This is a genomic window from Pelagibacterium nitratireducens, assembly GCF_037044555.1.
In the GTDB taxonomy this organism is placed as follows: domain Bacteria; phylum Pseudomonadota; class Alphaproteobacteria; order Rhizobiales; family Devosiaceae; genus Pelagibacterium; species Pelagibacterium nitratireducens.
In genome coordinates this window covers 1,767,457-1,790,623 of the sequence record NZ_CP146275.1, presented here as the reverse complement: position 1 = coordinate 1,790,623, position 23,167 = coordinate 1,767,457, and the positions used below count along the sequence as shown (strand labels likewise).

Sequence of the window (23,167 nt, the reverse complement as noted above, 5' to 3'; positions counted from 1 at the left end):
GTGAGTTTGCATCCCCTAGTCTCCTCCCACCGGCGCAAAAGCTGTGCCGCCCATGCAAAGGAGACGACACATGAAAAATCTGAAACGGACCGCGATCATAACCATCGCTGCCGCCTCGATCGGAGCCGCAACGCTTGCTCCGGCCATCGCTCAACCCTTCGGCGGCGCCCGCGACACCGGCGTTCATCAAATTCACGGTGATGGTGCACGCAGCTTCCGCCCTGGCGGCGACAACCCGATGGGCCATTTCCGTCAGGGCGGCGGTCTTGGAGAAATGTTCCTGTCTGACCGTGGCGCCGAAGCGATCGATATCGCCGTCGTCCGGCTCACCCATCTGCTCGATTTGACAGATGACCAGAAGGCACTGCTCGAAGATCTCCGTGCCGCAGCCCTTGGCGCCTATGACGACGTTCAGGCCGCCCGCGACGAAATCGCTCCAGTCGCCGAAGACGACGCCGCCCAGCCCGATCTGGTCGCCCGTTTCGCCGGCATGGTTGCCATGACCACCGCCCGCGCCGAAGCCCTCGAAACGCTCCAACCGACCTTCGAGACCTTTGTCGGAAGCCTTGACCAGACCCAGCTCGAAAAACTGACGCCGCAGCGTCGGGGCGATCCGCGGGTCACGCCCTCTGCTCCTGCAACCGATGCGGCTCCCGAAACCCCTCAAGCCGAGGGCTGAACGAGCCGCAACGCCACAAGAACACCCGATCCGGCGATCAGGAACGCCGGGTCGGCCCAAGAAAACCCCGGCACGCCCACCATAGTGCGTGCCCGCGTCCCCCCGAACCCCCGCGCCTCCATGGCAATCGCCGACCGTCCGGCCCGCCGCACCGCGAAGGCCAGCAACGGCACGGCCAGCGCCGCCATCTCGCATGGCCCAGAAATACGCCGTATGGGCCTACCGGCCCGCATTGCCCGCGCCATACGCATCTGAGCCGCCTCGGCCAAAAGATCGGGAACCAGTTGCATCGCCACGAACAGCGCATAACCAAGCCGCACAGGAAATTTCAGATACGCGATCAGCGCCCGCACGAACGCCCCCGGATCGACGCTGAGCGCAAACAGGATCGAAATCGTCCCGATCGCCAATGCCCGCAGGCTCAAGGTCAGCCCTGCCGAGAGGGCCGCACCGCCATTATCCCCGCCCACGATATGCATGGCAAAATCACTATCCTGGCGAAACAGCAGATTGGTCGTGACAAATCCCATGCCGAACAGAATGAACGGCACCATCAACGCCAAAAGAAGCAGGACGGGTACCCGCTGAATACCGACAAGCACCAACACGACAACGCCAATCACTGACACCTGGAACAGCGGATCGAACGACGACGCCACCCCGACGAAAAACACCAGGCAGACGGCGAACACCGTCAGCGGATTGAGCCGTCCGAGCGGTGCGCCCGAAAACCTCTCATTCAGCACAGCCATCCCGCCTCACCCCGCCGCCCGCATCCGCGCCGCCAATCCCACCCGCTCCAGCCAGTCGAGCACCGGCGCAAAAGTCGGCCGCGCAAGCCCCGCCGCCTCCGTCACGGCGGCATCGCCCAGAATGTCCAGGGGCTTGCCTTCGGCCAGTATCCCGCCATCGGCGATCACCGCGATCCGGTCACACAGCTTCACCGCCATGTCCATGTCGTGCGTGACGAGCACCACGCCCTTCCCCTTTTCCTTCAGCGCAAGAAGATGCTCTGCAACCATCGCCGCCCCCGCAGCGTCCAGTCCCGAAAACGGTTCATCGAAGACCACGAACGGCCAACGCCCACCTGCATCCAGGCTCGCCAGCGCCAGCCGGCGCTTCTGTCCGAACGAGAGCTCGAACGGATGCCGCTCTGCAAACCCGGCAAGCCCCCATTGCTCAAGCACAGCCTGGCAATCCCCGCCCCCGTCCATCGCCCCCAGAATTTCCTCCCGCACGCTCGCCGCCACAAGCTGGGCCTCCGGGTTCTGGAAGGCGATGCCTGCCATTGGCCCCTCCCGATGCCCCGCGCGCAACCGCAGCACGCCGGCCAGGCTCGCCGCCAGTGTCGTCTTGCCCGCCCCATTGGGTCCGATCAGCCCCACAATCTCCCCCTCTCGGATGTCGAGATCTATGTCCTTGAGAACAGCGCGCCCCATTGGCGGGGCGCAATCGGCCTGCCTGAGGGACGCAACAACCTTGCCGCCCGCCGAGGGAACGCTGATGCGCTGCTCTATGTATCGCTGCGCAACGACACCGGCCGCCGCTACGGCCGCATCATCGCCGACACCTGGATCGAATGGTGCCAGCACATCCGCAAAGGACAGCGGGGCCTGCTCGGCGGCAAGCCCGATCGCGCCGAGCATGTCATCGAGCGCCGAAAAGCCGGGCCGCCAGATACCGGCTTGCACAAGGTCCTGCCCGCGCTCCCGAAACAGCGGCCCCGGCGGCATATCCGCCAGCACTGCGCCGTCCTCGCCAAGCACCACAACGCGGTCGATAGCGTCGATCAACCCGTCGAGCCGATGGTCGATGACCACCACAGCGTCAAACGTCTCCCGCTCCGACAGCAGACCATGCACCTTGGCGGTCGCCGCCGGGCTCAGATGCGAGGTTGGCTCGTCGGCGATCAGAACCGGTGTCTCCTGCGCCAGCACCGAAGCCAGTGCGACGAGCTGGCGCTCGCCGCCGGACAGCGTAGAACTGCGCCGGCCCTGCCACGCCTGCGGCAAACCGAGCCGATCGAGAACGTCAGCAGTTCGCGCGGTGATCGTTGCCGGATCCATTCCCTGGTTCTCCAGCGCAAAGGCAATCTCCTCACCCACACGCATGCCGCACAGTGTTTCGTCTGCGTTCTGGAAATATTGCGCCACCGTATCGGCCCATTGGGCCGCACTGCGACTGGCAACGTCGGCGCCATTCAGTTTGATCCACCCCGCAACGATCGCCGGAACGGCATTCGGAATCAGCCCCGTCAGCGCAAGCATGAGCGAAGATTTCCCCGAGCCCGACGGTCCGAGCACAAGAACGCGCTCTCCCTGCTCGACATCGATATCGACCGGCCCCACCGCATCGTCGGTGGCGAAGGGATATCGGATCGATACCCCCTCCCATTGCGCCATGGTCATTGGGCTGCCTGCGCCGCAAATCCAGCGCCGCGACGCTCGATATCGATGCGCAGCCCTCTGAGCACGCCCGTACGATAGAGAGCCTCGACAATCAGGTGACCCACAACCCCAGCCAACACGGCCCCGCTGACAAGCCGGATGACAAACATGGCCCCAACCAGCCAGGGCTCAAGCGCGCCGTAGTCGAACAGGAACCAGTTATAGACAAAGCTCGTCACCGAAGCGCCCATCCCCGCAGCGATCAGCACCGGCAGCCGGTAGTGCTTCCAGCCCAGCGCCGCAAAAACCAGTTCCGCCCCCAGCCCCTGCACAACTGCGGCGATCAGCAGACCGATGCCCGCCGGACTGCCCAGCAGTATCTCGACCCCGGCCGCGAGCACCTCGGCCATCAGCGCCACCCCGGGTTTGCGGACGATGGCGGCGGCAACGATGGAGGCAGAGAACCAGAACCCCATGAAGACATCCATGGTCACCGGCCCGAACGCTGCCTGACTGACCAGCCAGACCTGAACCCAGGCCAGATACAACACGGCGAACGCGGCGCCGAAAACGGCAACGACAAGGGTTTCGCGCAGCGTCCAGCGCCACGAATGCGAAGCGAAATCGGACATTTGCTGTCCTCCTTTGATAACGATGTCGGAAAAAGCGCCGCGGGGCCGCGCCCCACGGACAAGTTACGCAGCGGCGTCCTTGGACGGGCTGTTGGCCGAAGCGGTCAGATCGATCGCGACATGTGCACTCGGGTCGCCGAAACTGAGCCATGCCTGCGAAAGGGCCTCAAAAACGGGCCCGGCGTCGCCGGCCAACCTTGTGCAATAGTTCTTCGCCCTGTCGAACACCGGCGAGGCTTTCAGGAAATCGATGCAGCCGTAGATTTCGTCCATGTAATCGGCCGGGCCCAGTGGATAGAGCGAAAACTGCACGGTAACCCGCTGGCCAGTCGAGGGCGCATCGGTCACGGCCTGCGCCGCGTGCGTCTTGCGCCTTTCAAGGTCTTCATCGAAAGCCGACGGCTGCTCGGGCGAGCAGATGTCCATGTCCGGTTCTCCCGGACACCCGCGCGAGATGGTGGCATGCATCGCCACATGATGCCCGCTCCGCGCTGCCGCAACGAACAATTCGCGCATGGTTGGAAAAATCAACTCTGGCGGACCGACGACAAGCGTCGAGATATCGTCGGTCTCTATGCGCAAGCGGTCCCTATAGGGCGCAATTGCGTCGAGAGAGGACAGAATTACGCGAACGAAATCGTCCGCCATGACATAAAGGGAGAGTTGTGCGCCGCACTTCATCTTCGCCTCGCTCCGCTGGTATTATCCAGATCAGCTTTAGGGTTAGATGGCTTTGCGCCGTCCTCTCAGCCCCGGCCATACGGAGCACCCCTGTCGAACGACTCGATGGGTAGCACAACTTTGGATCGTGTCGCAACGGGAACTTCCCGCTTTGAGAGAACACCGTTTTCCGGCACTCTATGCACCTGTTTCAGGAAAGGCCCAACCGTGCGAAACACCCGATTTGCAATAGCAGCCATCCTTATAAGCGCCTTACCGGCGATCGGCTTCGCGCAGCAGGAAGCCGGAAGCGAAAAAGACGCCTTTGCGCGTTTTTCACAGAGCTTTCCCGAACTGTGCTATGGGCTCGAAGACTCCGCCGCCGCGGAATATTACGCGAACGAGAGTTGGGATCTGAGCTGGGAGCCCGAATATTCGGACACCCCACAGACCGCCACACTCTACAAATTCTTCTGCGGTTCTGGCGCTTACAACGTCAACCACATGTACTATCTCGAAACCGAGTATGAGGGCTTGGTGCCGGTGGCCTTTGCCACGCCCCAGTTCGACGTCGTGTATGAAAATGATGATTTCGAGGGCGCGGTCCTCGATATGCCGATGACAGGCTACGGCACCCAGCTGTTGCTTACCAATTCCGAATTTGACCCCGACAGCATGACCATCACCTCTCACGCCCTTTGGCGCGGCCTTGGCGACGCTTTCTCAGCGGGAACCTGGACCTTCGATGAGGGTCAGTTCGTACTTATCCGCTACGAGGTCGATGCGCAGTATGATGGCGAGGCCAATCCCGAAACCCTCGTGCGTTTCAAATAGGAACCGCGTGCCATGTCAGAACTCAAGACCCGCCCAACCGACCGGAAAGTTTCCCAATTCATCGACGCTGTCGAAACCGATCAGAAGCGGCAGGACTGCTGGACCATCGTCGAAATGATGCGCACGGTAACCGGTGCCGAACCCGTCCTGTGGGGTTCCTCGATCGTTGGCTTCGGCACCTACACCTACGTCAATACGACCAAAAAACCCGCCGATTGGCCCATCACCGGATTTTCGCCCCGCAAGGCAAATCTCACGCTCTACGTGATGCCTGGATTCTCGAACTATGAATCCCTCATGGCCAGGCTGGGCAAGCACTCCATGGGAAAATCCTGTCTCTATATCAAGAAGTTGGCCGATATCGACTTTGATGTTCTCGAAGAGATCATTCGGCGGTCGGTCCACGACATGAAGGCGGCCTACCCCACCAGATAAGAAGAGACCGCAGCGCCGGGCGGACGACTGCGGTCTCCATAAACGCTTCCGCCGCGCTGTTGAGGGCTTGGGGGACTACAGCGGAAGCTTGTGTCCGCTAGTGCATGGGCTCGTTTGCCAGTCCAGCAGACACCTTCAATATCGGGTGCCATTGCGGCGACAAAAGGCCCAATCACCGAACTGTGATAAAATGCTGATTGGATCGCAGAGCATTGCACGGCGAAGCCGAAACTGGCATGCCTTGGGGTTAAAACCAAAAACAAGAACAGGACTAGCGCATGAAACTCATCACTCCGCCCGCCATACCGCTGAAATCCTTCTCCGATCCGGTCAAGGCCTGGGAGTATGTCTGCGAAATCTATGATCGCAACACGGGCTTCATCCGCGACCATCTGCTCAACCTCACCAAGGGCCAGGTGCCACCGGGCAAAATCCGGGCCCACTACCCCAAGGTGCAGGTCCTTTCCACCAGTTTCCAGCAGCAGGCCAGTTCGCGTCTCGCCTATGGTTTCCTGCACAGCCCCGGCCTCTACCAGACGACGCTGACCCAGCCGGCGCTTTTTCACAAATACCTGATCGAGAACTTCTCGCTGATCCTCAAGAACCACGGCGGCAAAATAGAGGTCGGGGAGTCTGAAACCCCCATTCCGCTTCATTTCGCCGTCGATCCCAAGGAACGGGTCGAAGGCGACACGCTCCTCGATATCGGCGTGCCGCTGCGCGATCTGTTTGATGTCCCCGATCTGGCGCATATGGATGACGAGATCGCCAATGGCACCTTCATTCCGCCCTCGGGCGGCCCCTACCCGCTTGCCGCTTTCACCGGACCGCGCGTCGATTATTCGCTGCACCGACTCAACCACTACACCGGCACGGTCCCCGATCACTTCCAGAATTTCGTGATCTTTACCAACTACCAGTTCTATATTGAGGAATTCACCCGCCTCGCCCATCAGTGGATGAGCGAAGGCCACGAATTCTATGAAAGCTTTGTCGAACCGGGCAATGTGATAACCACCAACTCCCGGCTCGGCGGCGGCACTGAAGGCACGCTCCCGGCCCGCCAGCCCCAGATGCCCGCTTATCACCTGACCGCGCCGAACGGACGTGGCATCACGATGATCAATATCGGCGTCGGCCCCTCCAACGCCAAAACGGCGACAGACCACATCGCCGTTCTGCGTCCACATGCCTGGCTGATGCTCGGCCACTGTGCCGGCCTGCGCAACTCTCAGTCCTTGGGCGACTACGTTCTGGCCCACGCTTACGTGCGCGAAGATCACGTTCTCGACGACGATTTGCCTGTGACGGTCCCTATTCCTGCACTGGCCGAAATCCAGCTCGCACTGCAGGAGGCCGTGGCCGAGGTCACCCACCTTGAAGGGCTCGAAACCAAGACCATCATGCGGACGGGAACGGTGTTTACCATCGACAACCGCAACTGGGAGTTGCGCGACCAGAGCGAGATCACTCGCCGTTTGTCACAATCGCGCGCCATCGCGCTGGACATGGAGAGCGCCACTATCGCTGCCAATGGATTTCGCTTTCGCGTTCCCTACGGAACCCTGCTCTGCGTATCCGACAAACCCCTGCATGGCGAACTCAAGCTCCCGGGCATGGCCTCGGACTTCTATCGCACCCAGGTCAACCGGCACCTGCTGATTGGCCTCAAGGCCATGGAGATCCTGCGCAATCAGCCGGTCGAAAGACTGCACTCGCGCAAGCTGCGATCCTTTGCCGAAACGGCATTCCAATAAGAAAGGGCGCCTCTGGCGCCCTCCTCATAAGCCCGGAAAATCCTGCCTCAGCGTTTGAGCGCCAGACTCTCATTGGCAGTGATCGCGGTCATGTTCACGATCCCACGGCTGGTTACCGACGGCGCCAGAATATGCGCCGGGTTCCGCGTGCCCATCAGGATCGGCCCGACCGGAAGTGCGTTGTTGAGTTCTTTCAGCAAGGTCATGGAAAGATTCGCGCTTTCAAGGTTCGGGAACACCAGAAGGTTGGCTTCGCCCTTGAGGACCGAGTCGGGAATGTAGCGTTCACGCAACCCCTGGTTAAGCGCCAAGTCGCCTTGCATTTCGCCCTCAACGATGAGGTCGGGGGCCACGCGTTTGAGCTTGTCGTAGGCCTCTTTCATCTTGTGTGATGTGGTGCCTTCACGCGATCCGAAGTTCGAGTAGCTCAGCAGGGCCGCCCTGGCCTCGATATTGAAGCGCTTGAGATGATCGCGCGCCTGCAAGGTGATCGAAACGATCTCGTCGGCGCTCGGATCCATGTTCACGTAAGTGTCCGCAAGGAAAAATGCCCCGCGCGGCATGATAAGCATCGAGAGAGCCGAGACGTCCGAAACGCCGTCCGAAAGGCCGACGACCGATTTGATATCGCGAACATGCTTGATGTAGCGGCCCTGAAGACCGCAGATAAGACCATCGGCATCGCCGCGCTTGACGGCAAGAGCGCCGATAACCGTGGTGTTGGTGCGCACGATGGTCCGCGCCGTGTCGGGTGTGACGCCCGAACGACCGACGAGCGAATGGAACTCGGAGACATATTCCTTATAGCGCGGATCGTCTTCGGGATTGATGATCTCGAAATCCTTGCCCGGCGTCAGCTGCAGCCCGAAGCGTTCGATACGCTGCTCGATAACGAACGGCCGCCCGATGAGTATGGGCTGCGCGATTCCTTCTTCGAGCACCACTTGCGTGGCCCGCAATACGCGCTCGTCTTCGCCATCGGCAAATGCGACCCGCTGACCGGCGCCCTTGGCGCGTTCGATCATAGGCTTCATCACCATGCCCGAGCGGAAAACGAAGCGGTTGAGACTGTCCTTGTAGGCATCAAAATCGGCGACTGGACGACGCGCAACGCCTGAGTCCATGGCGGCCTTGGCCACAGCGGGCGCGATACGCAAAATGAGGCGCTGATCGAACGGATTGGGAATAAGGTAATCCCGCCCGAAGGTCGACGGGGCGCCCGGCACCGACTCGAGGACAGGCTCATGGGCGAGCTTTGCGATGGCGTGAGCGGCCGCGGCCTTCATCTCCTCGTTGATCGTGGTGGCGCCGACATCGAGCGCGCCGCGAAAGATGAACGGGAAACACAGGACGTTGTTGACCTGGTTGGGATAATCGGACCGCCCGGTGCAGATCATCGCGTCGGGACGCTCTTCCTGAGCGATTTCGGGCATGATTTCCGGAACGGGGTTGGACAGCGCGAGGATCAGCGGGTTTTCCGCCATGTCCTTGAGCATCTCCCGCTTGAGCGCGCCGGCCGCGGAAAGCCCAAGGAAAATGTCAGCGCCCTGCATCACCTCGGCCAGCGCGGTCTTGTCGCTGTCTTGCGCGAAAGCGCCACGCCAGCGGTCGACCGAATTGTCACGCCGCGTCGTCACCAGACCTTCGCGGTCGGCAACCCATATGTTTTCCCGCTTTGCGCCAACTGCAATCAGCATGTTCAGGCAGGCAATCGCCGCCGCACCGGCTCCCGAAGTGCAGATCTTGGCGTCCGAAATGTCCTTACCGGCAATCTTGAGCCCATTAAGGACAGCGGCGGCAACGATGATCGCCGTTCCGTGCTGATCGTCATGAAAGACCGGGATCGACATACGCTCCCGCAAGGCTTCCTCAATTTCGAAACAATCGGGCGCCTTGATGTCTTCAAGATTGATGCCGCCGAACGAGGGCCACATCGGCGCTACGGTTTCAATGAATTTCTTTGGATCCTGCTCGTCAATCTCGATGTCGATGGAATCGATACCGGCAAATTTCTTGAACAGAACCGCCTTGCCTTCCATCACCGGCTTGGATGCCAGTGCTCCGATATTCCCCAGGCCGAGAACTGCGGTACCATTGGAAATGACCGCCACAAGATTGCCAAGCGAAGTGTAGAGCGCCGCCGTTTCCGGATCTGCAGCAATTTCCTCGCACGGTGCCGCGACCCCGGGCGAATAGGCAAGCGCCAGATCGCGCTGGTTTGCCAGCGGCTTGGTCGGGACAATCTCGATCTTGCCGGGCTTGGGATGCTGGTGGAAATGCAGGGCAGCGTCTTTAAGTGCCTTCTGCGGATCGCGCGGTTCGTCCGTCATGCCGTCTCCTCGGATTAGCGGCGAGATAACTGCCACCAATCGCACCAAAATGGAAGGCTTGCAGACCTATCTTTTCTGCGAACGGAAAATTCCGCTTAAAGGCCGAAACAATACATCGGCAAATCAGGCTGCCAGCCCCGGCTCGAGATTGCTTTCCCGACTGCTCGGTCTGAGGGCACTGGCCAGAACGAGAAACGATGACAGTTTCAACGGCGGGGCGAAAAGATAGCCCTGGGCAAAAACCACGTTCTTGGACCGAAGATAGAGTGCTTGCTCCTGGGTTTCGACGCCTTCGGCTATGATATCGATATCAAGGTCCTTGGCCATCGATATCAGGGCATCGACCACCGGAACGGGCTGGTTGGCGTCCCGTATCATTTCGACGAAAATCTTGTCGATCTTGATGATGTCGATGCCCAGCGTTTGAAGATACGCGAGATTTGAATGCCCGGTGCCCGCGTCATCCATGGCGATCCGAACCCCCAGCTTGTGCATCGCCGTCATGACCCGGTTTGCAGCATTGCGATCGTCAAGCGGCCTGCGCTCGGTAATTTCGAAGACGAGTTGACGATAGGAGATGCCGCTGCCTTCAAAGACCGACTGAATGTCCTCCACAATCGATCCGTCCCGAAAATGGCCCTCGAACAGATTGATCGACACCTTGAAATCCGGAACTTCACGGCAGATGTCCTCCAGGTCGTAGCGGACCTGCTCCATCAGGCTCAATGTCATAGGAATGGCCAGCCCCGACATCTCCGCGTAATCGATAAAGACCCCCGGCGGAATGACTTCACCGTTTTTCTTCACCCACCGGATGAGGACCTCACAGCCTATGAGCTTTCCGGTCCTGAGATTGATGACCGGTTGGTAATAGGGCTTCATCTCACCGGCGATAATGGCGCGTTCGAGGTCGAAGGCAACGATATCGGCCTTGCGTGCATATTGGATCGCCAGAACCAAAATGAGCCCGCCCATGAAACATGCAGCAACCGTAAATCCGATATCGAGCGGCGAATAACCGGAACGAACTTGAGAAAATGAAACCCCGGCTTCGGCCTTGAGCGGTATTTCACCAGCAAATGAACGCGCGAAAATATAGTCGTCCCGACCGGCCCCTTGCCCGATCCGCTCGTCTCCCCGCAGCAGGATTGAACTGCCGCTTGTCAGAGCGACCTGCAAATAGCTGATCTGGCCGAGAAGCGGGACATCGTTTCTCATGAGCATCGGTGAGGCCAGCACGAGCGCCGAGACGGTACGCTCGCGTCCGAACGCCTGGGTTATCTTGAGCAGCGGCGTCTCTATGCCATCGATGGCCACAACGCTGAGCGTTTCAGTATGGCCCGGAATTGTAAGATTTTCGGACAGCACACGGTACTGCACCGCATGCCCGAACGCAGAGCAGTATTGCACGCCATCACTATTCTGCACGATCACCTGTCGCAAAAACGGATTGGATTGAAGTTCAGTGTTGACGTTGTCCACAAACGTTGCAGCGCACAGTGACGGGCTGTTCGCCAGAATACGTCTGAGCGATTGAATGCCCTCGTGAACCGTGAGCTGGGAATCGTGGGTGATGGCATCGACCGTCGTCTGAAGCGCGGTTGTTTCCCGTGCCATGACGTATCCGTCGATGACATGGTCAACCGCCACCACCGGCAGAAACGCCAGCAGTGCGACGACGAGCAGCACAATTTGTGAAAAACGCGATCGCAAAAAAATGCCCGGAAGTATCGAACCCTCAAATTCGACCCTACCGGGCAACACTTTAACTACGCATTAAATCGGGCGCATTACGCCGCATACATCAGGCGTTCTTCTTGTCCGCCGGCAAGTTGAGCCGCAAATGAAGCTCACGCAACTGTCTGGGCGATGCCTCGCTCGGTGCGCCCATAAGCAGGTCTTCCGCCTGCTGGTTCATCGGGAACAGAGTGATCTCACGCAGGTTTTGAACACCGCACAACAGCATGACGATACGGTCGATGCCCGCAGCCATGCCGCCATGCGGCGGGGCACCATACTGGAACGCACGGTACAGTCCTCCAAACCGATCCTCGACGTCCTGGCGCGACAGCCCCACCTTCTCGAAGGCGGCGACCATGGTTTCAGGCTCCTGATTACGGATCGAACCCGAGGCGATTTCAAAGCCGTTGCAGACGGCGTCGTACTGATAGGCCTTGATCGACAGCGGATCCTCGCCATCCAGCGCCTCGCGACCGCCCTGGGGCATCGAAAAGGGGTTGTGCGCGAACTCGAACTTCTTTTCTTCTTCGTCCCACTCATAGAACGGGAAATCGACGATCCAGCACAACGCATAGCTATCGAGATCGAGAAGTTCGAGATCGGTACCAACCTTGGTGCGGGCAGCACCGGCAAAGCTATGGAACTTGGAAGGGACGCCGCAGACGAAGAACACGGCATCGCCATCCTTGAGGCCGAGTTGAGCACGAATGGCATCCGTGCGCTCCTCACCGATGTTCTTGGCGATCGGCCCCGAACCGGCCCCATCCTTAAAGAAGATATAGCCCAGGCCCGGCTGGCCCTCACCTTGCGCCCAGGCGTTCATGCGGTCGCAGAACGCACGCGATCCACCTGTCGGGGCCGGAATGGCCCAAACCTCGACCTTGGGATCGCCCGCTATCTGATTGGCGAAAACCTTGAAACCTGAATCGCGGAAATGCTCGGTAACATCGTCCATCTCGATCGGGTTGCGCAGGTCGGGCTTGTCCGAACCGTACTTGCGGATTGCCACATCATAGGGAATACGCGGAAATTCCCCGGTAACTTTCTTGCCTTCGGTAAATTCCTCGAACACGCCGCGAATGACCGGCTCCATTGTGTCCCAAACTTCTTCCTGGGTCACAAAGCTCATTTCAACATCGAGCTGATAGAACTCACCCGGCAGCCGATCGGCGCGCGGGTCCTCGTCGCGGAAGCACGGGGCAATCTGGAAATACCGATCGAACCCGGCCACCATAAGCAATTGCTTGTACTGCTGCGGCGCCTGCGGCAGAGCGAAGAACTTGCCCGGGTGGATACGGCTCGGCACGAGAAAATCACGGGCACCTTCGGGCGACGAGGCGGTCAGGATCGGCGTTGAGTATTCCCCAAAGCCGATCTCGTTCATGCGACGGCGCATGTCGGCGATAATTTGGGAACGCTTGACGATGTTGGCGTGCAAGGTCTCGCGGCGCAAATCGATAAAGCGATAACGCAAGCGGGTGTCTTCGGGATAGTCGGGCTCCCCGAACACCGGCAAGGGCAGCTCTGCGGATTTGCCCAGCACTTCAATGTCGCGGATGAAAACCTCGATCTCGCCGGTCGGCAGATTCTTGTTTGTGGTTTCCGGCGTACGCGCCTTGACCTCGCCGTCCACGCGAATGACCCATTCGGCCCGAACGGTTTCGGCCAGCTTGAAAGCGGGCGAGTCCGGATCGATCACACACTGGGTCAATCCATAATGGTCGCGCAGGTCCAGAAACAGCAGCCCGCCATGATCTCGAATGCGATGCACCCATCCTGACAGCCGAGCGGTCGAGCCAACATCTGCCTTTTTGAGTTGGGCACAGGTGTGCGAACGATAGCGATGCATCACAACAAGTCTTTCGAGAACGGAGTGGGAATTTGTGCCGGAAAAGCGCATGTGACGGGCCCAATGTCAAGCATGATGCGCCATGGCACTTTGCGGTGGGACAACAATGCTGATAACAGACATCCCATTATTTTTGAACTGGATACCGACTCAATGCAGGTCATCACTTCGACGCGGGCGCTGGAAGCGTTCTGCAAGGACGCTGCGACCTATGATTTCGTGACCGTCGATACCGAATTCTTGCGCGAAACGACATACTGGCCGAAGCTTTGCCTCATTCAGGCTGCCACCACCGACCGGGCGGTCATCATCGACCCCCTCGCCGATGACATCGATCTGGCGCCGTTCGCAGAACTTCTTGCGGACCGGCATGTGACAAAAGTATTCCATGCCGCAAGGCAGGATATCGAAATCTTCGTAAAGCTGTTCGGCGTCGTTCCCCACCCCATCTTCGATACGCAGGTTGCCGCCAGCGTGTGCGGCCATGGCGATTCGGTCTCCTATGACAATCTGGTGCGCTCCGTGGTCGGCGAGCAGATCGACAAGAGTTCACGCTTTACGGACTGGTCGCACCGCCCACTGACCGAAAAGCAGCTCAGCTACGCTCTGGCCGATGTCACCCATCTGCGCGACATCTATGCGCAACTGCGCACTGAAATCGAAAAAACGCGCCGGGGCGCCTGGGTCGCCGACGAAATGGCCGTACTGGAAAGCGTCGATACCTACGTTATCCAGCCCGAAGTCGCCTGGAAGCGGGTTAAGGCCAGGGTCAACAAGCCCCGCGACCTGGCCGCCCTTCAAGCCATTGCCGCCTGGCGCGAACGCCGCGCTCAGGAAAACGACCAGCCACGTGGCCGGATCCTCAAGGACGACGCCATCGCCGAGTTGGCGATCCAGCGCCCCACCACACCCGATGCCTTTGAAAAGCTTCGCGCCGTACCGCGTGGCTATGGCCGGTCGTCGGCTGCTGGAGAGTTGATCGCCATCATCAAATCGGTGGAAGCGGCGGACAAATCGAGCCTGCCCAAGATCGCCGAACGCCCCCGCGGACCTTCACCCAAAGGCGCAGTCGGCGACCTGCTTCGAGTTTGGCTCAAGGCCGTTGCCGACACCAACGGCGTTGCAACCCGCATCATCGCCAGTTCCGATGACATCGATGCCATTGTGCTTGACGACAACGCCGACGTGCCTGCCCTCAAAGGCTGGCGCCGCAAGCTGTTTGGCGAAAAGGCCCTGGCGATCAAGCACGGTCGCATGGCTCTGGCCGCGACGCGCAAAGGTGTGGTCGAAGTGTCCGTCGACCTTGCCGAATAAGGGTCAATCGACCCTTATTGTGCCATCCTTGAACCCTGCCTCAGTGGCCAGTTGGCGTTGGCGCCCGCGCATCCTGTCGCCGTCCAGAAACGCCAGGTCGGCAGGCAGGTGCAATTCGAGTGTTTTGCCATCCACCGAGAACCGGGTGCGCGGCAGAATTCCCGGCATGGCTGCCGCCAGCGGATAAGCGACCCGAAAATAGGCAGCGATCAATCGCGCCCTTGGCCCCAAATCCTTGCCAGAAAGTTCAAGCAGCTTGGCATTGGTGCTTTTTTGCTTAAAGCCCATGTAGCGGAACGCCAGGGTTTGAGCGAGAAAAGCCCGACCGGCGTGACTGATCCCGACAATGTCGGAAAAGGCCACCATCTGGATGCTTTGTTCGCCCCGATAGTCCGGATGTGCCCGCCAACCGATATCGGAAATATAGCACGCAGCCTTGCGCAATCTTTCCTCATCGGTGCTTTCCTGAGCTCCGATCAGATTGAACAATGCCCCGCTGCCATCGATAAGATCGCCCGAAAATTCAGGCGCCCGCGAACGCAGCATGGAAATTTCCGCTGCAGCCTGCAGCAGTGGATCGATTTCCTTTTCAGAGTCTGGGAGCCTGTCGTAAAGATAGCCCTCACGTACGCCCTGTGCCGAAAAGACGACTTCATCGAAGTCTCCGGCCCGCAACACTTCCGCCAGAACGGCCGCACCGTAGGGCAGAAGATCCTTTCGCGACCCCGATACCGTTTCGATGCCCTTGACCAGTTTCTTGTCGCCATTGCCCTCAATCAGTGCTTCGCACAAGGGCAGGATGTCCGCCGTACTGACCACGTAATCCTGCACCATATGCAAAGGATAGTTGCACCGGGCCTGATGCAATTTGGCCAACGCACGCCACGTACCACCGATGGCCGCAAAAGATTTGTATCGTCCCGGTTCGAGCAGCTTGGACGACTTGAGGCGCTCCCGGATGATCCCCGACGCCTTGGTCGCTGTCATCTGGGTGTCGTCCTGAAGCCTGATGACGCCCAATTCGTGGGTCTCCCCACCGGTATCTTGCCCGCCATCCACCATGGCCAGTTCCAGGCTACCACCGCCCAGATCACCCACCACTCCCACGAACTCGGGCATACCCGAGACAAGCCCAAGGGCCGCATAGTGGGCTTCTTCAGAGCCGCTGAGCACCCGCACCGGCACACCTATGATATCCTCGACGGCCCGTGCAAATTCCGGCCCGTTTTCAGCCTCCCGGGTGGCCGATGTCGCGATGGCGTAAATGTCGCCGACTTCAGTCAAACGGCAGACCAGCGCAAACCGCCTTATGGCCTTCAGGGCGCTGGCCATCGAGGTCTCGGCCAGCCGCCCAGTGGCGGCCACCCCGCGCCCGAGCGTGGACGAGGACTTCTCATTGTAGAGAACCGTCAAAGCGCGCGCGAGGCGCTCGTAAACAACAAGACGCACCGAGTTCGAGCCGATGTCGAGCACCGCAACGGGCTTGGCCCCTGAAAGGCGGCCCTGCCCGGCCGGGTCGGATTCAAGGCTCCAGAATCGAATCAAAGATCACTGTCCTCGTCGTCGCTATCCCCGTGCAACGCGCTCCCGCGTCCCGACAGGGATGGATTGGTCATGAAATAGTCGTGCGCGTTGAATGCCTCTTCTCCATCGCCAGGCACAATGCGCTGGGCAGTACCATCCGGCAGGACCTCCCAGCTTTGCTGGTTGTCGCGAAGGTTGGCCACCATGATGCGGTCGAGAATCTGCCTGTGCACGGTCCGGTTCTTAATAGGCACCAGCGTTTCGACACGCCAGTCCAGATTGCGCGGCATCAGATCTGCCGAAGAAATATAGACCGCCGCGTCGCGCGATGGCATCTCGCCACCATTGCCAAAGCAATAAATTCGGGAATGCTCAAGGAACCGCCCGACGATGGACTTGACGCGGATATTGTCAGAAAAGCCCGGAATACCAGGCCGCAAACAACATATCCCGCGCACCACCAGCTCGACCTTCACGCCGGCCTGACTGGCCTCGTAAAGGGCATCAATGAGCTCGGGATCGACCAGTGCGTTGCATTTGAACCAGATGGCAGCGGGCTCGCCCCGGCGCGCCAATTCGATCTCGGTTGCGATATGTTCCATCAAAGTCGCCCGCAACGCGAACGGCGAAATGGCGATGGCTTCGAGTTCACTGGGGCGTGCATAGCCGGTGATGAAGTTGAACACCCGTGCAACGTCACGCGTGATGATCGGATCGGCGGTAAAGTAGGACAGATCGGTATAAATTTTGGCCGTTACCGGGTGGTAGTTGCCCGTCCCGACGTGGCAATAGGAAACCAGCTTGCCCTTCTCGCGCCGCACGACCTGGCTGAGCTTGGCGTGGGTCTTGAGCTCTATGAACCCGAAGACCACCTGCACGCCGGCCCGTTCAAGATCACGCGCCCAGCGGATGTTGGCTTCCTCGTCGAACCGTGCCTTGAGTTCGACCAGCGCGGTGACCGATTTACCCATTTCGGCCGCCGCTATCAGGGCCTTGACGATCGGCGAGTCCTTGGACGTGCGGTAAAGCGTCTGCTTGATCGCCACAACGTCGGGATCGCGTGCCGCCTGGGCGACAAACTGCGCAACGACATCGAAACTCTCGTAAGGGTGGTGGACAACAATGTCCTTTTCCTGGATCGCGGCAAAACAATCACCGTGATGGTCACGGATGCGCTCGGGAAAGCGGGCGTGGTAGCGCGGAAACTTCAGCTCTGGCCGATCCAGATCGCAAATCTTGCCCGCGTCGGCGAGCGCCATAAAGCCATCGACCTCGAACGTATCCTCGGCCGTAATGCCCAGTTCTTCAGCGATAAGCCGCTTGAGCGAACGCGGCATGGACCGCTCGATTTCCAGCCTTATCACCTGGCCGCGACGACGCTGACGCAGTGCCGATTCGAACTCGACGACCAGATCGGCTGCCTCATCGTCGATTTCGATTTCGCTGTCACGAACGATCCGGAACGACCCGTGCCCGACGATGTTGTAGCCGGGAAATATCTTGTGGAAGAAGATCTGGACCATCGTCTCGACAGTCACCATCTCGACGCGCCGATCCGAAATCGCCTTGGTGGGCAGCTTTATGAAACGGTCGAGGTTGGACGGTATGCGCACCAGTGCGGTCAGGCGCGAATTGTCAGTCGCTCGGTCGAGTTGGAAGGCCAGAGAGAACCCGAGATTGGGAATGAACGGGAAGGGGTGAGCCGGATCGATGGCAATCGGCGTCAACACCGGAAAAATCTCTTCCCGGAAAATCTTTTGCAGGAATTCAACCTGCTCCGGCGTGAGATCCGCGGCTTCATGCAGAATGATGTTCTGCTCGAACAACTCGTCGCGAATAGACTGCCACTGATCCTGCTGTTCGAGGTGCAGATGCTGGGCAAGCGTCGTGATCTCCTCGATCTGCTCGCTCGGCGTCATGCCATCGGCGCTTTCGCGCGGCAGACCCGCCCGCAATTGCCCTTTCAGACCGGCGACGCGCACCATGAAGAACTCGTCGAGATTGTTGGCCGAAATCGAGACGAACCGCAGCCTTTCCAGCAGTGGGTGATTGGGATTGGCCGCTTCTTCGAGCACCCGCATGTTGAACTGCAGCCAGCTCACCTCGCGGTTTACAAACCGCGCAGGGCTCGACCGCAATGCCTCGATATCGGGCGCTGCCTCGTCGCTCAAATGCTGGTCATGGGCCATATCGTCCATTTTTCACCTTTCCCGGTCGCCTAGCGTTCCGAGCGGATTACCAGCGCTTCGGCCGCAATGGCCCGCGTGATTGCCCGCCCCCGTGACAGTGACAGCCTGTCGAGAAGCTCGACCAGAGCGACCACTTCCTCCGACGAGCGCTCCATGCGGCCCACCAGATAGGAGATTACTTTCGGATCGACCGACAACTGCCTGTCGGCGAACAACTTCACGAACATCTGCGACAACAAGATGTCATCGGGCGCCGTGAGCGAAAAGTGCGCGGCCAGCCGGACACGCGATTTGACGTCATTGGTCTTGTAGGGCCATTCGTTTACCTGAGTCCTGGCCGTCATCAATAGAGGCCGCTCGTCGCGCATGGATTGGTTGAGCAAATGAAAAAGCTCCGCTTCCTCATATCCGTTCCGATCCGCATCTTCCACCAGAACCGGTTGCCGTCCGCCCTCTGTGGCGAATGTTTCGGCAATATCGGGCCGCATGATGGCTGCACCGGCCCGCCTCGCCCATATCCGTGCCAGATGCGACTTGCCCGATTTGGCGGCTCCGACCACCAGCGTCATGGGAGCGGCCCAGTCGGGGAACGCCATCACATGTCCGAAAGCCATCTCGTTGCCGGCACACACCATGAAATCATCCTCGGTCTGGGCAACATCGTGCCCGAGATCGAGAATAAGCTGTTCCTTTGTCAGCGGGGACAAGGTGCTAGGAGATTTCTTTTGGGCTTGCATCGGCGCCAGCCTTCTGCGGAGCAATCATTGCAGTCGGTGAATCGTAGATGGGGCTTTGCTTGTATTTGCGAACAGCCCAACGGACGAGCACACCACAGATGGCCGCCAGTGGCACGGCAATCAAGACCCCCAGCGCCCCGAAGAGGACGGCAAAGGCAAAAAGCGAGAACATCAGCCAAACGGGATGAACACCAATGCTCGATCCCACGAGTTTGGGGTACAAAATATTGCCTTCGAGAAACTGGCCGACGAGAAAAATCGCCAGGATCACAGCCATCATGGGCCATTCGGGCCAGAACTGCACGAGGGCAATGCCCATCGAAAGCACAAACCCGATCAATGCGCCGACATAGGGGATGAAGCTGAAAAGCCCGGCCATCAATCCGATGGCGAGACCAAAGCTCAGCCCCGCCAGCGACAGCGACACGGCATAAAATATTGCCAATATCCCCACCACGGCGCCCTGCCCGCGAACAAAACCGGCAAGGGCTATGTCCATGTCCTTAAACAGCGCGTGCATCTCGGCGCGGTGCGCCGGTGGAAACAGGCTATCCACGCTGGCCACCATCCGGTCCCAATCGAGAAGGAGATAGAAAGCCACGACCGGGGTTACGACGATGATGCCGATCGTATTTATGATGCTCATCGATTGCTGCATCACCTGCCCGGTAAAGCCGGTGAGCATGCCGATGCCATCGGCAAACATCTGTTCGATGCCGCGCTCGAGTTCCTGCATCCGTTCGGGACCGAGCCATTGCTCGAGCCGCGGGATCATGTTCTCGATGAACACCTGCAACTGCTGGACATAGGTGGGAATGTTGCGCGCCAGCCCGAAAGCCTGCTGAAGCAGGAGCGGAACAATAAGCAGGAAGACAGCCAGCAGCGCCAGCATGGCCAGCAGCATCACAATCAGCGTTGCAAACCCGCGATGGAACTTGCGGCTCTGAAGCCAGTCGACGAACGGGTTGAGCAGATAGGCCAGCGTGATGCCGAGAACGAATGGCAGCAGAATGCCGCGGAAGACCCACAACAGGACCCCCAGAACGACTAACAGTGCGATCCAGAAGGTGATCTGGTTCCTCAGTGACATGGCAGTCCTTGCGTGTAGCGTTGCGAGCCGGTATCAGCCTTCCGAAATATAGAGCCCGACCGGGCCGATCAACGTTAATCTGATGCCGCCCCTCACAAGGGCGCATCACTGGGGATGGCGTATTCAAATGTCCGACGACACAAACCTGCCCTCGAACGGCCTTTCCTACAAGCAGGCCGGAGTCGATATCGACGCGGGAAACGCGCTCGTCGAAGCCATCAAGCCGGCAGTCAAGTCGACCCGCCGCCCGGGCGCAGATGGGGAAATCGGCGGTTTCGGCGGTCTGTTCGATCTCAAGGCGGCCGGGTTCACCGATCCCGTACTGGTCGCTGCCAATGATGGCGTCGGAACCAAGCTGCGGATCGCGATTGATGCCGGCATCCACGATACCGTCGGCATCGATCTTGTCGCCATGTGCGTCAACGACCTCGTCGTCCAGGGTGCCGAACCGCTGTTTTTCCTCGATTACTTCGCCACCGGCGCGCTTGACGTGGCCCAGGGCACTGCCATCGTCGAAGGCATTGCCGAAGGGTGCCGTCAGGCGGGATGCGCGCTGATCGGTGGGGAAACCGCTGAAATGCCTGGCATGTATCACGGTGGCGATTACGACCTCGCCGGCTTTGCCGTGGGCGCCGCGGAACGCGGCAGCCTCCTGCCCCGTACCGATATTGGTGCCGGGGACAAACTCGTCGCCATCGCTTCGTCCGGCGTGCACTCGAACGGCTATTCGCTGGTCCGCAAGATCGTGGACATGTCCGGCCTTGCCTGGTCCGATCCAGCACCCTTTGCGCCCGAATCCAGCCTTGGCGCCGCGCTGCTCGTGCCCACGAAAATCTACGTCAGGCCGCTGCTCGATGCAATCCGCTCGGGTCTGAACATCAAGGCGCTGGCCCATATCACCGGTGGCGGATTTCAGGAAAACATCCCCCGCGTCCTGCCCCAAACGCTGGCGGCGCGCGTCGATCTCGATGCGGTATCGACGCCGAAAGTCTTTGGCTGGCTTTCCAGACAGGGCGGGATTGCCGAGCGGGAAATGCTGCGCACCTTCAATTGCGGTGTCGGCATGCTGGTCGCCGTGAGTGCCGGGGATGCCGAAGCACTCGTCGCCAAACTCGAAAGCCACGGCGAAACCGCCAGCATCGTTGGCGAACTGGTCGAGCGCAGCGGTGATGCCGTTGAATTTACCGGTGCCCTCTCCCTATGAGCGCCAAAAAGCGCGTCGCCGTCCTTATTTCCGGGCGCGGCTCGAACATGACGGCCTTGATCGAAGCCGCCAAGGCTCCACAATATCCCGCCGAAATCGTCGGCGTCTTTTCCAATCGCGCCGCGGCACCGGGCCTGCAAACGGCCCGCGCCGAGGGGATCGAGACGGCCAACCTCGCGCAGAGCAGCTTTGAGAGCCGTCTCGATTTCGAAAATGCGCTGACCCGGATCCTTGAGGGCTGGGCCGTCGATTACATCTGCCTTGCCGGCTTCATGCGTATTCTGACGGCCGAGTTCACGACGCACTGGCAGGGAAAGGCCATCAACATCCATCCCTCGCTCCTGCCCGCCTACAAGGGGCTCGACACCCACGCACGGGCCATTTCCGATGGCGCGCTCGAGGCAGGTTGTACCGTCCATTTCGTGACACCGGGCCTTGATGAGGGCCCTGCCATCCTGCAGGCCCGCGTGCCCATCGCGCCGGGCGATACCCCCGAGACGTTGGCTGCCCGGGTGCTGGCGGAGGAACACAAGCTCTATCCCAAGGCTCTGGCCCTGCTTGCATCCGGAGCGGTTGCCTATCGCGGCTGACGTCAAAATCGGGTGGTTCGGATCACCCGATTTGATAGGTGTCATTTCCATAACTGCTTCGACATCGCGCCGGCAAAGGCGTAGCGTTCCGGTCTTCCACCTGTAGGCACAATCCCATGGCGACTCGTGACTGGTTCTGGATTCTTCTGCTCGGAGGGATCTGGGGCTTCTCTTTCATTTTTAACGCAATCCTGATTCGCGAACTCGGACCTCTCTGGGTTTCGGCGCTGCGCGTCTGTATCGGCGCGCTGGGCTGCTGGGTGGCGCTGTTCGTCATGCGCAAACCCGTGCCGCGCGACCCCATGCTCTGGCTCAAACTCGGTGCACTGGGCTGGCTGGCCTATTCGATCCCGTTCGCCCTCTATCCGCTGGCTCAAGGGAGCCTGGCGAGTGGTGTCGCGGCGATCATCAATGCCCTGACCCCCATCATGACGGTGATCATCTCACTGTTCTTCCGCGATGGGGAACGGGCCAGCGTGCTTAAATTCGTCGGCGTGGTTTGCGGGTTCACCGGCGTTGCCATTCTTGCCTCGCCGGCTCTTCAGAGCGGCGGAAATTCGCAACTCTGGGCCATCGCCGCATGCCTGGGCGCGACGATCTGCTACGCGTTTTCGCTCAACATTACCCGCAGCTTCAAATCCGTTGAGCCGACGGCATTCGCGGTCATGGCCCTGTCAGGCGCGGGCCTGAGCTCGGCGATCGTGGCCTTCGGCTTTGAGGGTCCGCCGGTCATTACCTTGCCGGAAACCTGGCTGGCCGCCTTTGGGATCGGACTTATGGCCACGACCTTCACGTTCATCATCATGTATCGCATCCTGCCCCGGATCGGTGCGACCAACTTTTCGACGGTAACCTTCATCGCGCCCGTATCCGCGATCATATTCGGCTTCGTGCTGCTCGGGGAAATCATTCTGCCCACCCATCTCTTGGGCATGCTGGCCATCTTCATCGGTCTGTTGATGATCGATGGCCGCCTGCCCCGCCTGCTGGGCCTGCGCTCACGAACCGCCGATTAGCTCCGCGTCGGCTGAACGGGATCGCCCGGATTGGGCGGAATTTCCGGTTCCGGCGGATGCGGAATGGGATCGGTGGGATCTGGGACCGGACTATCGGGCGGCCGTGGAACCGGGTCGGGATTCGGCCCCGGAATCGGCGGGGTGGGATCGGGATTGGGAATAGGGTTGTCGGGTGGTGGGTTGGTCATGGCGACCTCCTT

General features: G+C 60.0%; 19 protein-coding genes and 1 riboswitch. Of the genes, 8 read left to right on the top strand and 11 right to left on the bottom strand.

The genetic code is table 11. The features are described 5' to 3' along the window. Positions 1-70: 70 nt before the first annotated feature. Positions 71-679, top strand: a complete 609-nt coding sequence (locus tag V6617_RS08995; protein WP_338610575.1) for a Spy/CpxP family protein refolding chaperone — start codon at positions 71-73, stop codon at positions 677-679. Here the strand turns inward: V6617_RS08995 and V6617_RS08990 are convergent. The 4 genes from V6617_RS08990 to V6617_RS08975 form a co-directional block, all read right to left on the bottom strand. Beyond that, complete coding sequence (locus tag V6617_RS08990) at positions 664-1,431, bottom strand: energy-coupling factor transporter transmembrane component T (protein WP_338610574.1); 768 nt, start codon at positions 1,429-1,431, stop codon at positions 664-666. The two genes, V6617_RS08995 and V6617_RS08990, sit on opposite strands and share 16 nt — an antisense overlap. A 6-nt stretch (positions 1,432-1,437) precedes the next feature. After that, the gene (locus tag V6617_RS08985; protein ID WP_338610572.1) at positions 1,438-3,087 is read right to left on the bottom strand and encodes an ABC transporter ATP-binding protein; all 1,650 of its coding nucleotides are present in this window, start codon (positions 3,085-3,087) and stop codon (positions 1,438-1,440) included. Further along, a complete protein-coding gene (locus V6617_RS08980; protein ID WP_338610571.1) occupies positions 3,084-3,698 on the bottom strand; it encodes an ECF transporter S component in 615 nt (204 codons plus the stop codon). Before V6617_RS08980 ends, V6617_RS08985 begins: the two co-directional genes overlap by 4 nt. 63 nt (positions 3,699-3,761) lie before the next feature. Then, positions 3,762-4,379, bottom strand: coding sequence for a YkoF family thiamine/hydroxymethylpyrimidine-binding protein (locus tag V6617_RS08975; protein WP_338610570.1), 618 nt, complete (start codon positions 4,377-4,379; stop codon positions 3,762-3,764). Then, positions 4,370-4,481: riboswitch (TPP riboswitch) on the bottom strand. It overlaps the preceding gene by 10 nt. A 105-nt stretch (positions 4,482-4,586) precedes the next feature. Between V6617_RS08975 and V6617_RS08970 the strand changes: the two genes are divergently transcribed. The 3 genes from V6617_RS08970 to V6617_RS08960 all read left to right on the top strand — a co-directional run bounded on the left by V6617_RS08970 (position 4,587) and on the right by V6617_RS08960 (position 7,384). After that, a complete protein-coding gene (locus tag V6617_RS08970; RefSeq protein WP_338610569.1) occupies positions 4,587-5,192 on the top strand; it encodes a DUF1176 domain-containing protein in 606 nt (201 codons plus the stop codon). Between the two features lie 12 nt (positions 5,193-5,204). Continuing rightward, entirely contained in the window at positions 5,205-5,627 is a 423-nt protein-coding gene (locus V6617_RS08965) for a DUF1801 domain-containing protein (RefSeq protein ID WP_338610567.1), read from the top strand. A gap of 278 nt (positions 5,628-5,905) precedes the next feature. Beyond that, positions 5,906-7,384 (top strand): AMP nucleosidase, encoded by a 1,479-nt coding sequence (locus V6617_RS08960; RefSeq protein WP_338610565.1) that lies wholly within the window; start codon positions 5,906-5,908, stop codon positions 7,382-7,384. 47 nt (positions 7,385-7,431) lie between these two features. On the opposite strand, the gene V6617_RS08955 is transcribed toward V6617_RS08960, so the two are convergent. From V6617_RS08955 to aspS, 3 genes are all read right to left on the bottom strand, one after another. Beyond that, positions 7,432-9,714 carry an NADP-dependent malic enzyme gene (locus tag V6617_RS08955; RefSeq protein WP_338610563.1) on the bottom strand — a complete coding sequence of 761 codons (2,283 nt, stop codon included), beginning with the start codon at positions 9,712-9,714 and terminating at the stop codon, positions 7,432-7,434. Positions 9,715-9,837: 123 nt separating this feature from the next. Further along, complete coding sequence (locus V6617_RS08950) at positions 9,838-11,427, bottom strand: EAL domain-containing protein (RefSeq protein ID WP_338610561.1); 1,590 nt, start codon at positions 11,425-11,427, stop codon at positions 9,838-9,840. A 91-nt stretch (positions 11,428-11,518) separates the two neighbouring features. Then, the gene (gene aspS, locus V6617_RS08945; RefSeq protein ID WP_338610559.1) at positions 11,519-13,303 is read right to left on the bottom strand and encodes an aspartate--tRNA ligase; all 1,785 of its coding nucleotides are present in this window, start codon (positions 13,301-13,303) and stop codon (positions 11,519-11,521) included. A gap of 153 nt (positions 13,304-13,456) precedes the next feature. On the opposite strand from aspS, the gene rnd reads away from it, so the two are divergent. Next, the gene (gene rnd, locus V6617_RS08940; RefSeq protein ID WP_338610557.1) at positions 13,457-14,617 is read left to right on the top strand and encodes a ribonuclease D; all 1,161 of its coding nucleotides are present in this window, start codon (positions 13,457-13,459) and stop codon (positions 14,615-14,617) included. Positions 14,618-14,620: 3 nt separating this feature from the next. On the opposite strand, the gene V6617_RS08935 is transcribed toward rnd, so the two are convergent. Genes V6617_RS08935 through V6617_RS08920 form a run of 4 tightly spaced genes read right to left on the bottom strand, consistent with a single transcriptional unit; the run spans position 14,621 to position 20,157 of the window. Beyond that, the gene (locus tag V6617_RS08935) at positions 14,621-16,162 is read right to left on the bottom strand and encodes a Ppx/GppA phosphatase family protein (RefSeq protein ID WP_338610555.1); all 1,542 of its coding nucleotides are present in this window, start codon (positions 16,160-16,162) and stop codon (positions 14,621-14,623) included. Next, entirely contained in the window at positions 16,159-18,339 is a 2,181-nt protein-coding gene (locus tag V6617_RS08930) for an RNA degradosome polyphosphate kinase (RefSeq protein WP_338610554.1), read from the bottom strand. The genes V6617_RS08935 and V6617_RS08930 overlap by 4 nt, the downstream gene beginning before the upstream one ends. 20 nt (positions 18,340-18,359) lie before the next feature. Next, positions 18,360-19,037, bottom strand: a complete 678-nt coding sequence (locus V6617_RS08925) for an HdaA/DnaA family protein (RefSeq protein ID WP_338610552.1) — start codon at positions 19,035-19,037, stop codon at positions 18,360-18,362. A gap of 4 nt (positions 19,038-19,041) precedes the next feature. Further along, positions 19,042-20,157, bottom strand: coding sequence for an AI-2E family transporter (locus V6617_RS08920; RefSeq protein WP_338610550.1), 1,116 nt, complete (start codon positions 20,155-20,157; stop codon positions 19,042-19,044). A 127-nt stretch (positions 20,158-20,284) separates the two neighbouring features. On the opposite strand from V6617_RS08920, the gene purM reads away from it, so the two are divergent. From purM to V6617_RS08905, 3 genes are all read left to right on the top strand, one after another. Beyond that, complete coding sequence (gene purM / locus V6617_RS08915; protein ID WP_338610548.1) at positions 20,285-21,361, top strand: phosphoribosylformylglycinamidine cyclo-ligase; 1,077 nt, start codon at positions 20,285-20,287, stop codon at positions 21,359-21,361. Continuing rightward, positions 21,358-21,951, top strand: coding sequence for a phosphoribosylglycinamide formyltransferase (gene purN, locus V6617_RS08910; protein WP_338610546.1), 594 nt, complete (start codon positions 21,358-21,360; stop codon positions 21,949-21,951). Before purM ends, purN begins: the two co-directional genes overlap by 4 nt. Before the next feature lie 116 nt (positions 21,952-22,067). Continuing rightward, positions 22,068-22,967 (top strand): DMT family transporter, encoded by a 900-nt coding sequence (locus V6617_RS08905; protein ID WP_338610544.1) that lies wholly within the window; start codon positions 22,068-22,070, stop codon positions 22,965-22,967. Positions 22,968-23,167 lie beyond the last annotated feature (200 nt).

Bases quoted from the DNA above. Each gene is read 5' to 3' on its own strand.
- V6617_RS08995 (WP_338610575.1), top strand. From the start codon at position 71: ATGAAAAATCTGAAACGGACCGCGATCATAACCATCGCTGCCGCCTCG.
- V6617_RS08990 (WP_338610574.1), bottom strand. From the start codon at position 1,431: ATGGCTGTGCTGAATGAGAGGTTTTCGGGCGCACCGCTCGGACGGCTC.
- V6617_RS08985 (WP_338610572.1), bottom strand. From the start codon at position 3,087: ATGACCATGGCGCAATGGGAGGGGGTATCGATCCGATATCCCTTCGCC.
- V6617_RS08980 (WP_338610571.1), bottom strand. From the start codon at position 3,698: ATGTCCGATTTCGCTTCGCATTCGTGGCGCTGGACGCTGCGCGAAACC.
- V6617_RS08975 (WP_338610570.1), bottom strand. From the start codon at position 4,379: ATGAAGTGCGGCGCACAACTCTCCCTTTATGTCATGGCGGACGATTTC.
- V6617_RS08965 (WP_338610567.1), top strand. From the start codon at position 5,205: ATGTCAGAACTCAAGACCCGCCCAACCGACCGGAAAGTTTCCCAATTC.
- V6617_RS08960 (WP_338610565.1), top strand. From the start codon at position 5,906: ATGAAACTCATCACTCCGCCCGCCATACCGCTGAAATCCTTCTCCGAT.
- V6617_RS08955 (WP_338610563.1), bottom strand. From the start codon at position 9,714: ATGACGGACGAACCGCGCGATCCGCAGAAGGCACTTAAAGACGCTGCC.
- aspS (WP_338610559.1), bottom strand. From the start codon at position 13,303: ATGCATCGCTATCGTTCGCACACCTGTGCCCAACTCAAAAAGGCAGAT.
- rnd (WP_338610557.1), top strand. From the start codon at position 13,457: ATGCAGGTCATCACTTCGACGCGGGCGCTGGAAGCGTTCTGCAAGGAC.
- V6617_RS08930 (WP_338610554.1), bottom strand. From the start codon at position 18,339: ATGGACGATATGGCCCATGACCAGCATTTGAGCGACGAGGCAGCGCCC.
- V6617_RS08920 (WP_338610550.1), bottom strand. From the start codon at position 20,157: ATGTCACTGAGGAACCAGATCACCTTCTGGATCGCACTGTTAGTCGTT.
- purM (WP_338610548.1), top strand. From the start codon at position 20,285: ATGTCCGACGACACAAACCTGCCCTCGAACGGCCTTTCCTACAAGCAG.
- purN (WP_338610546.1), top strand. From the start codon at position 21,358: ATGAGCGCCAAAAAGCGCGTCGCCGTCCTTATTTCCGGGCGCGGCTCG.
- V6617_RS08905 (WP_338610544.1), top strand. From the start codon at position 22,068: ATGGCGACTCGTGACTGGTTCTGGATTCTTCTGCTCGGAGGGATCTGG.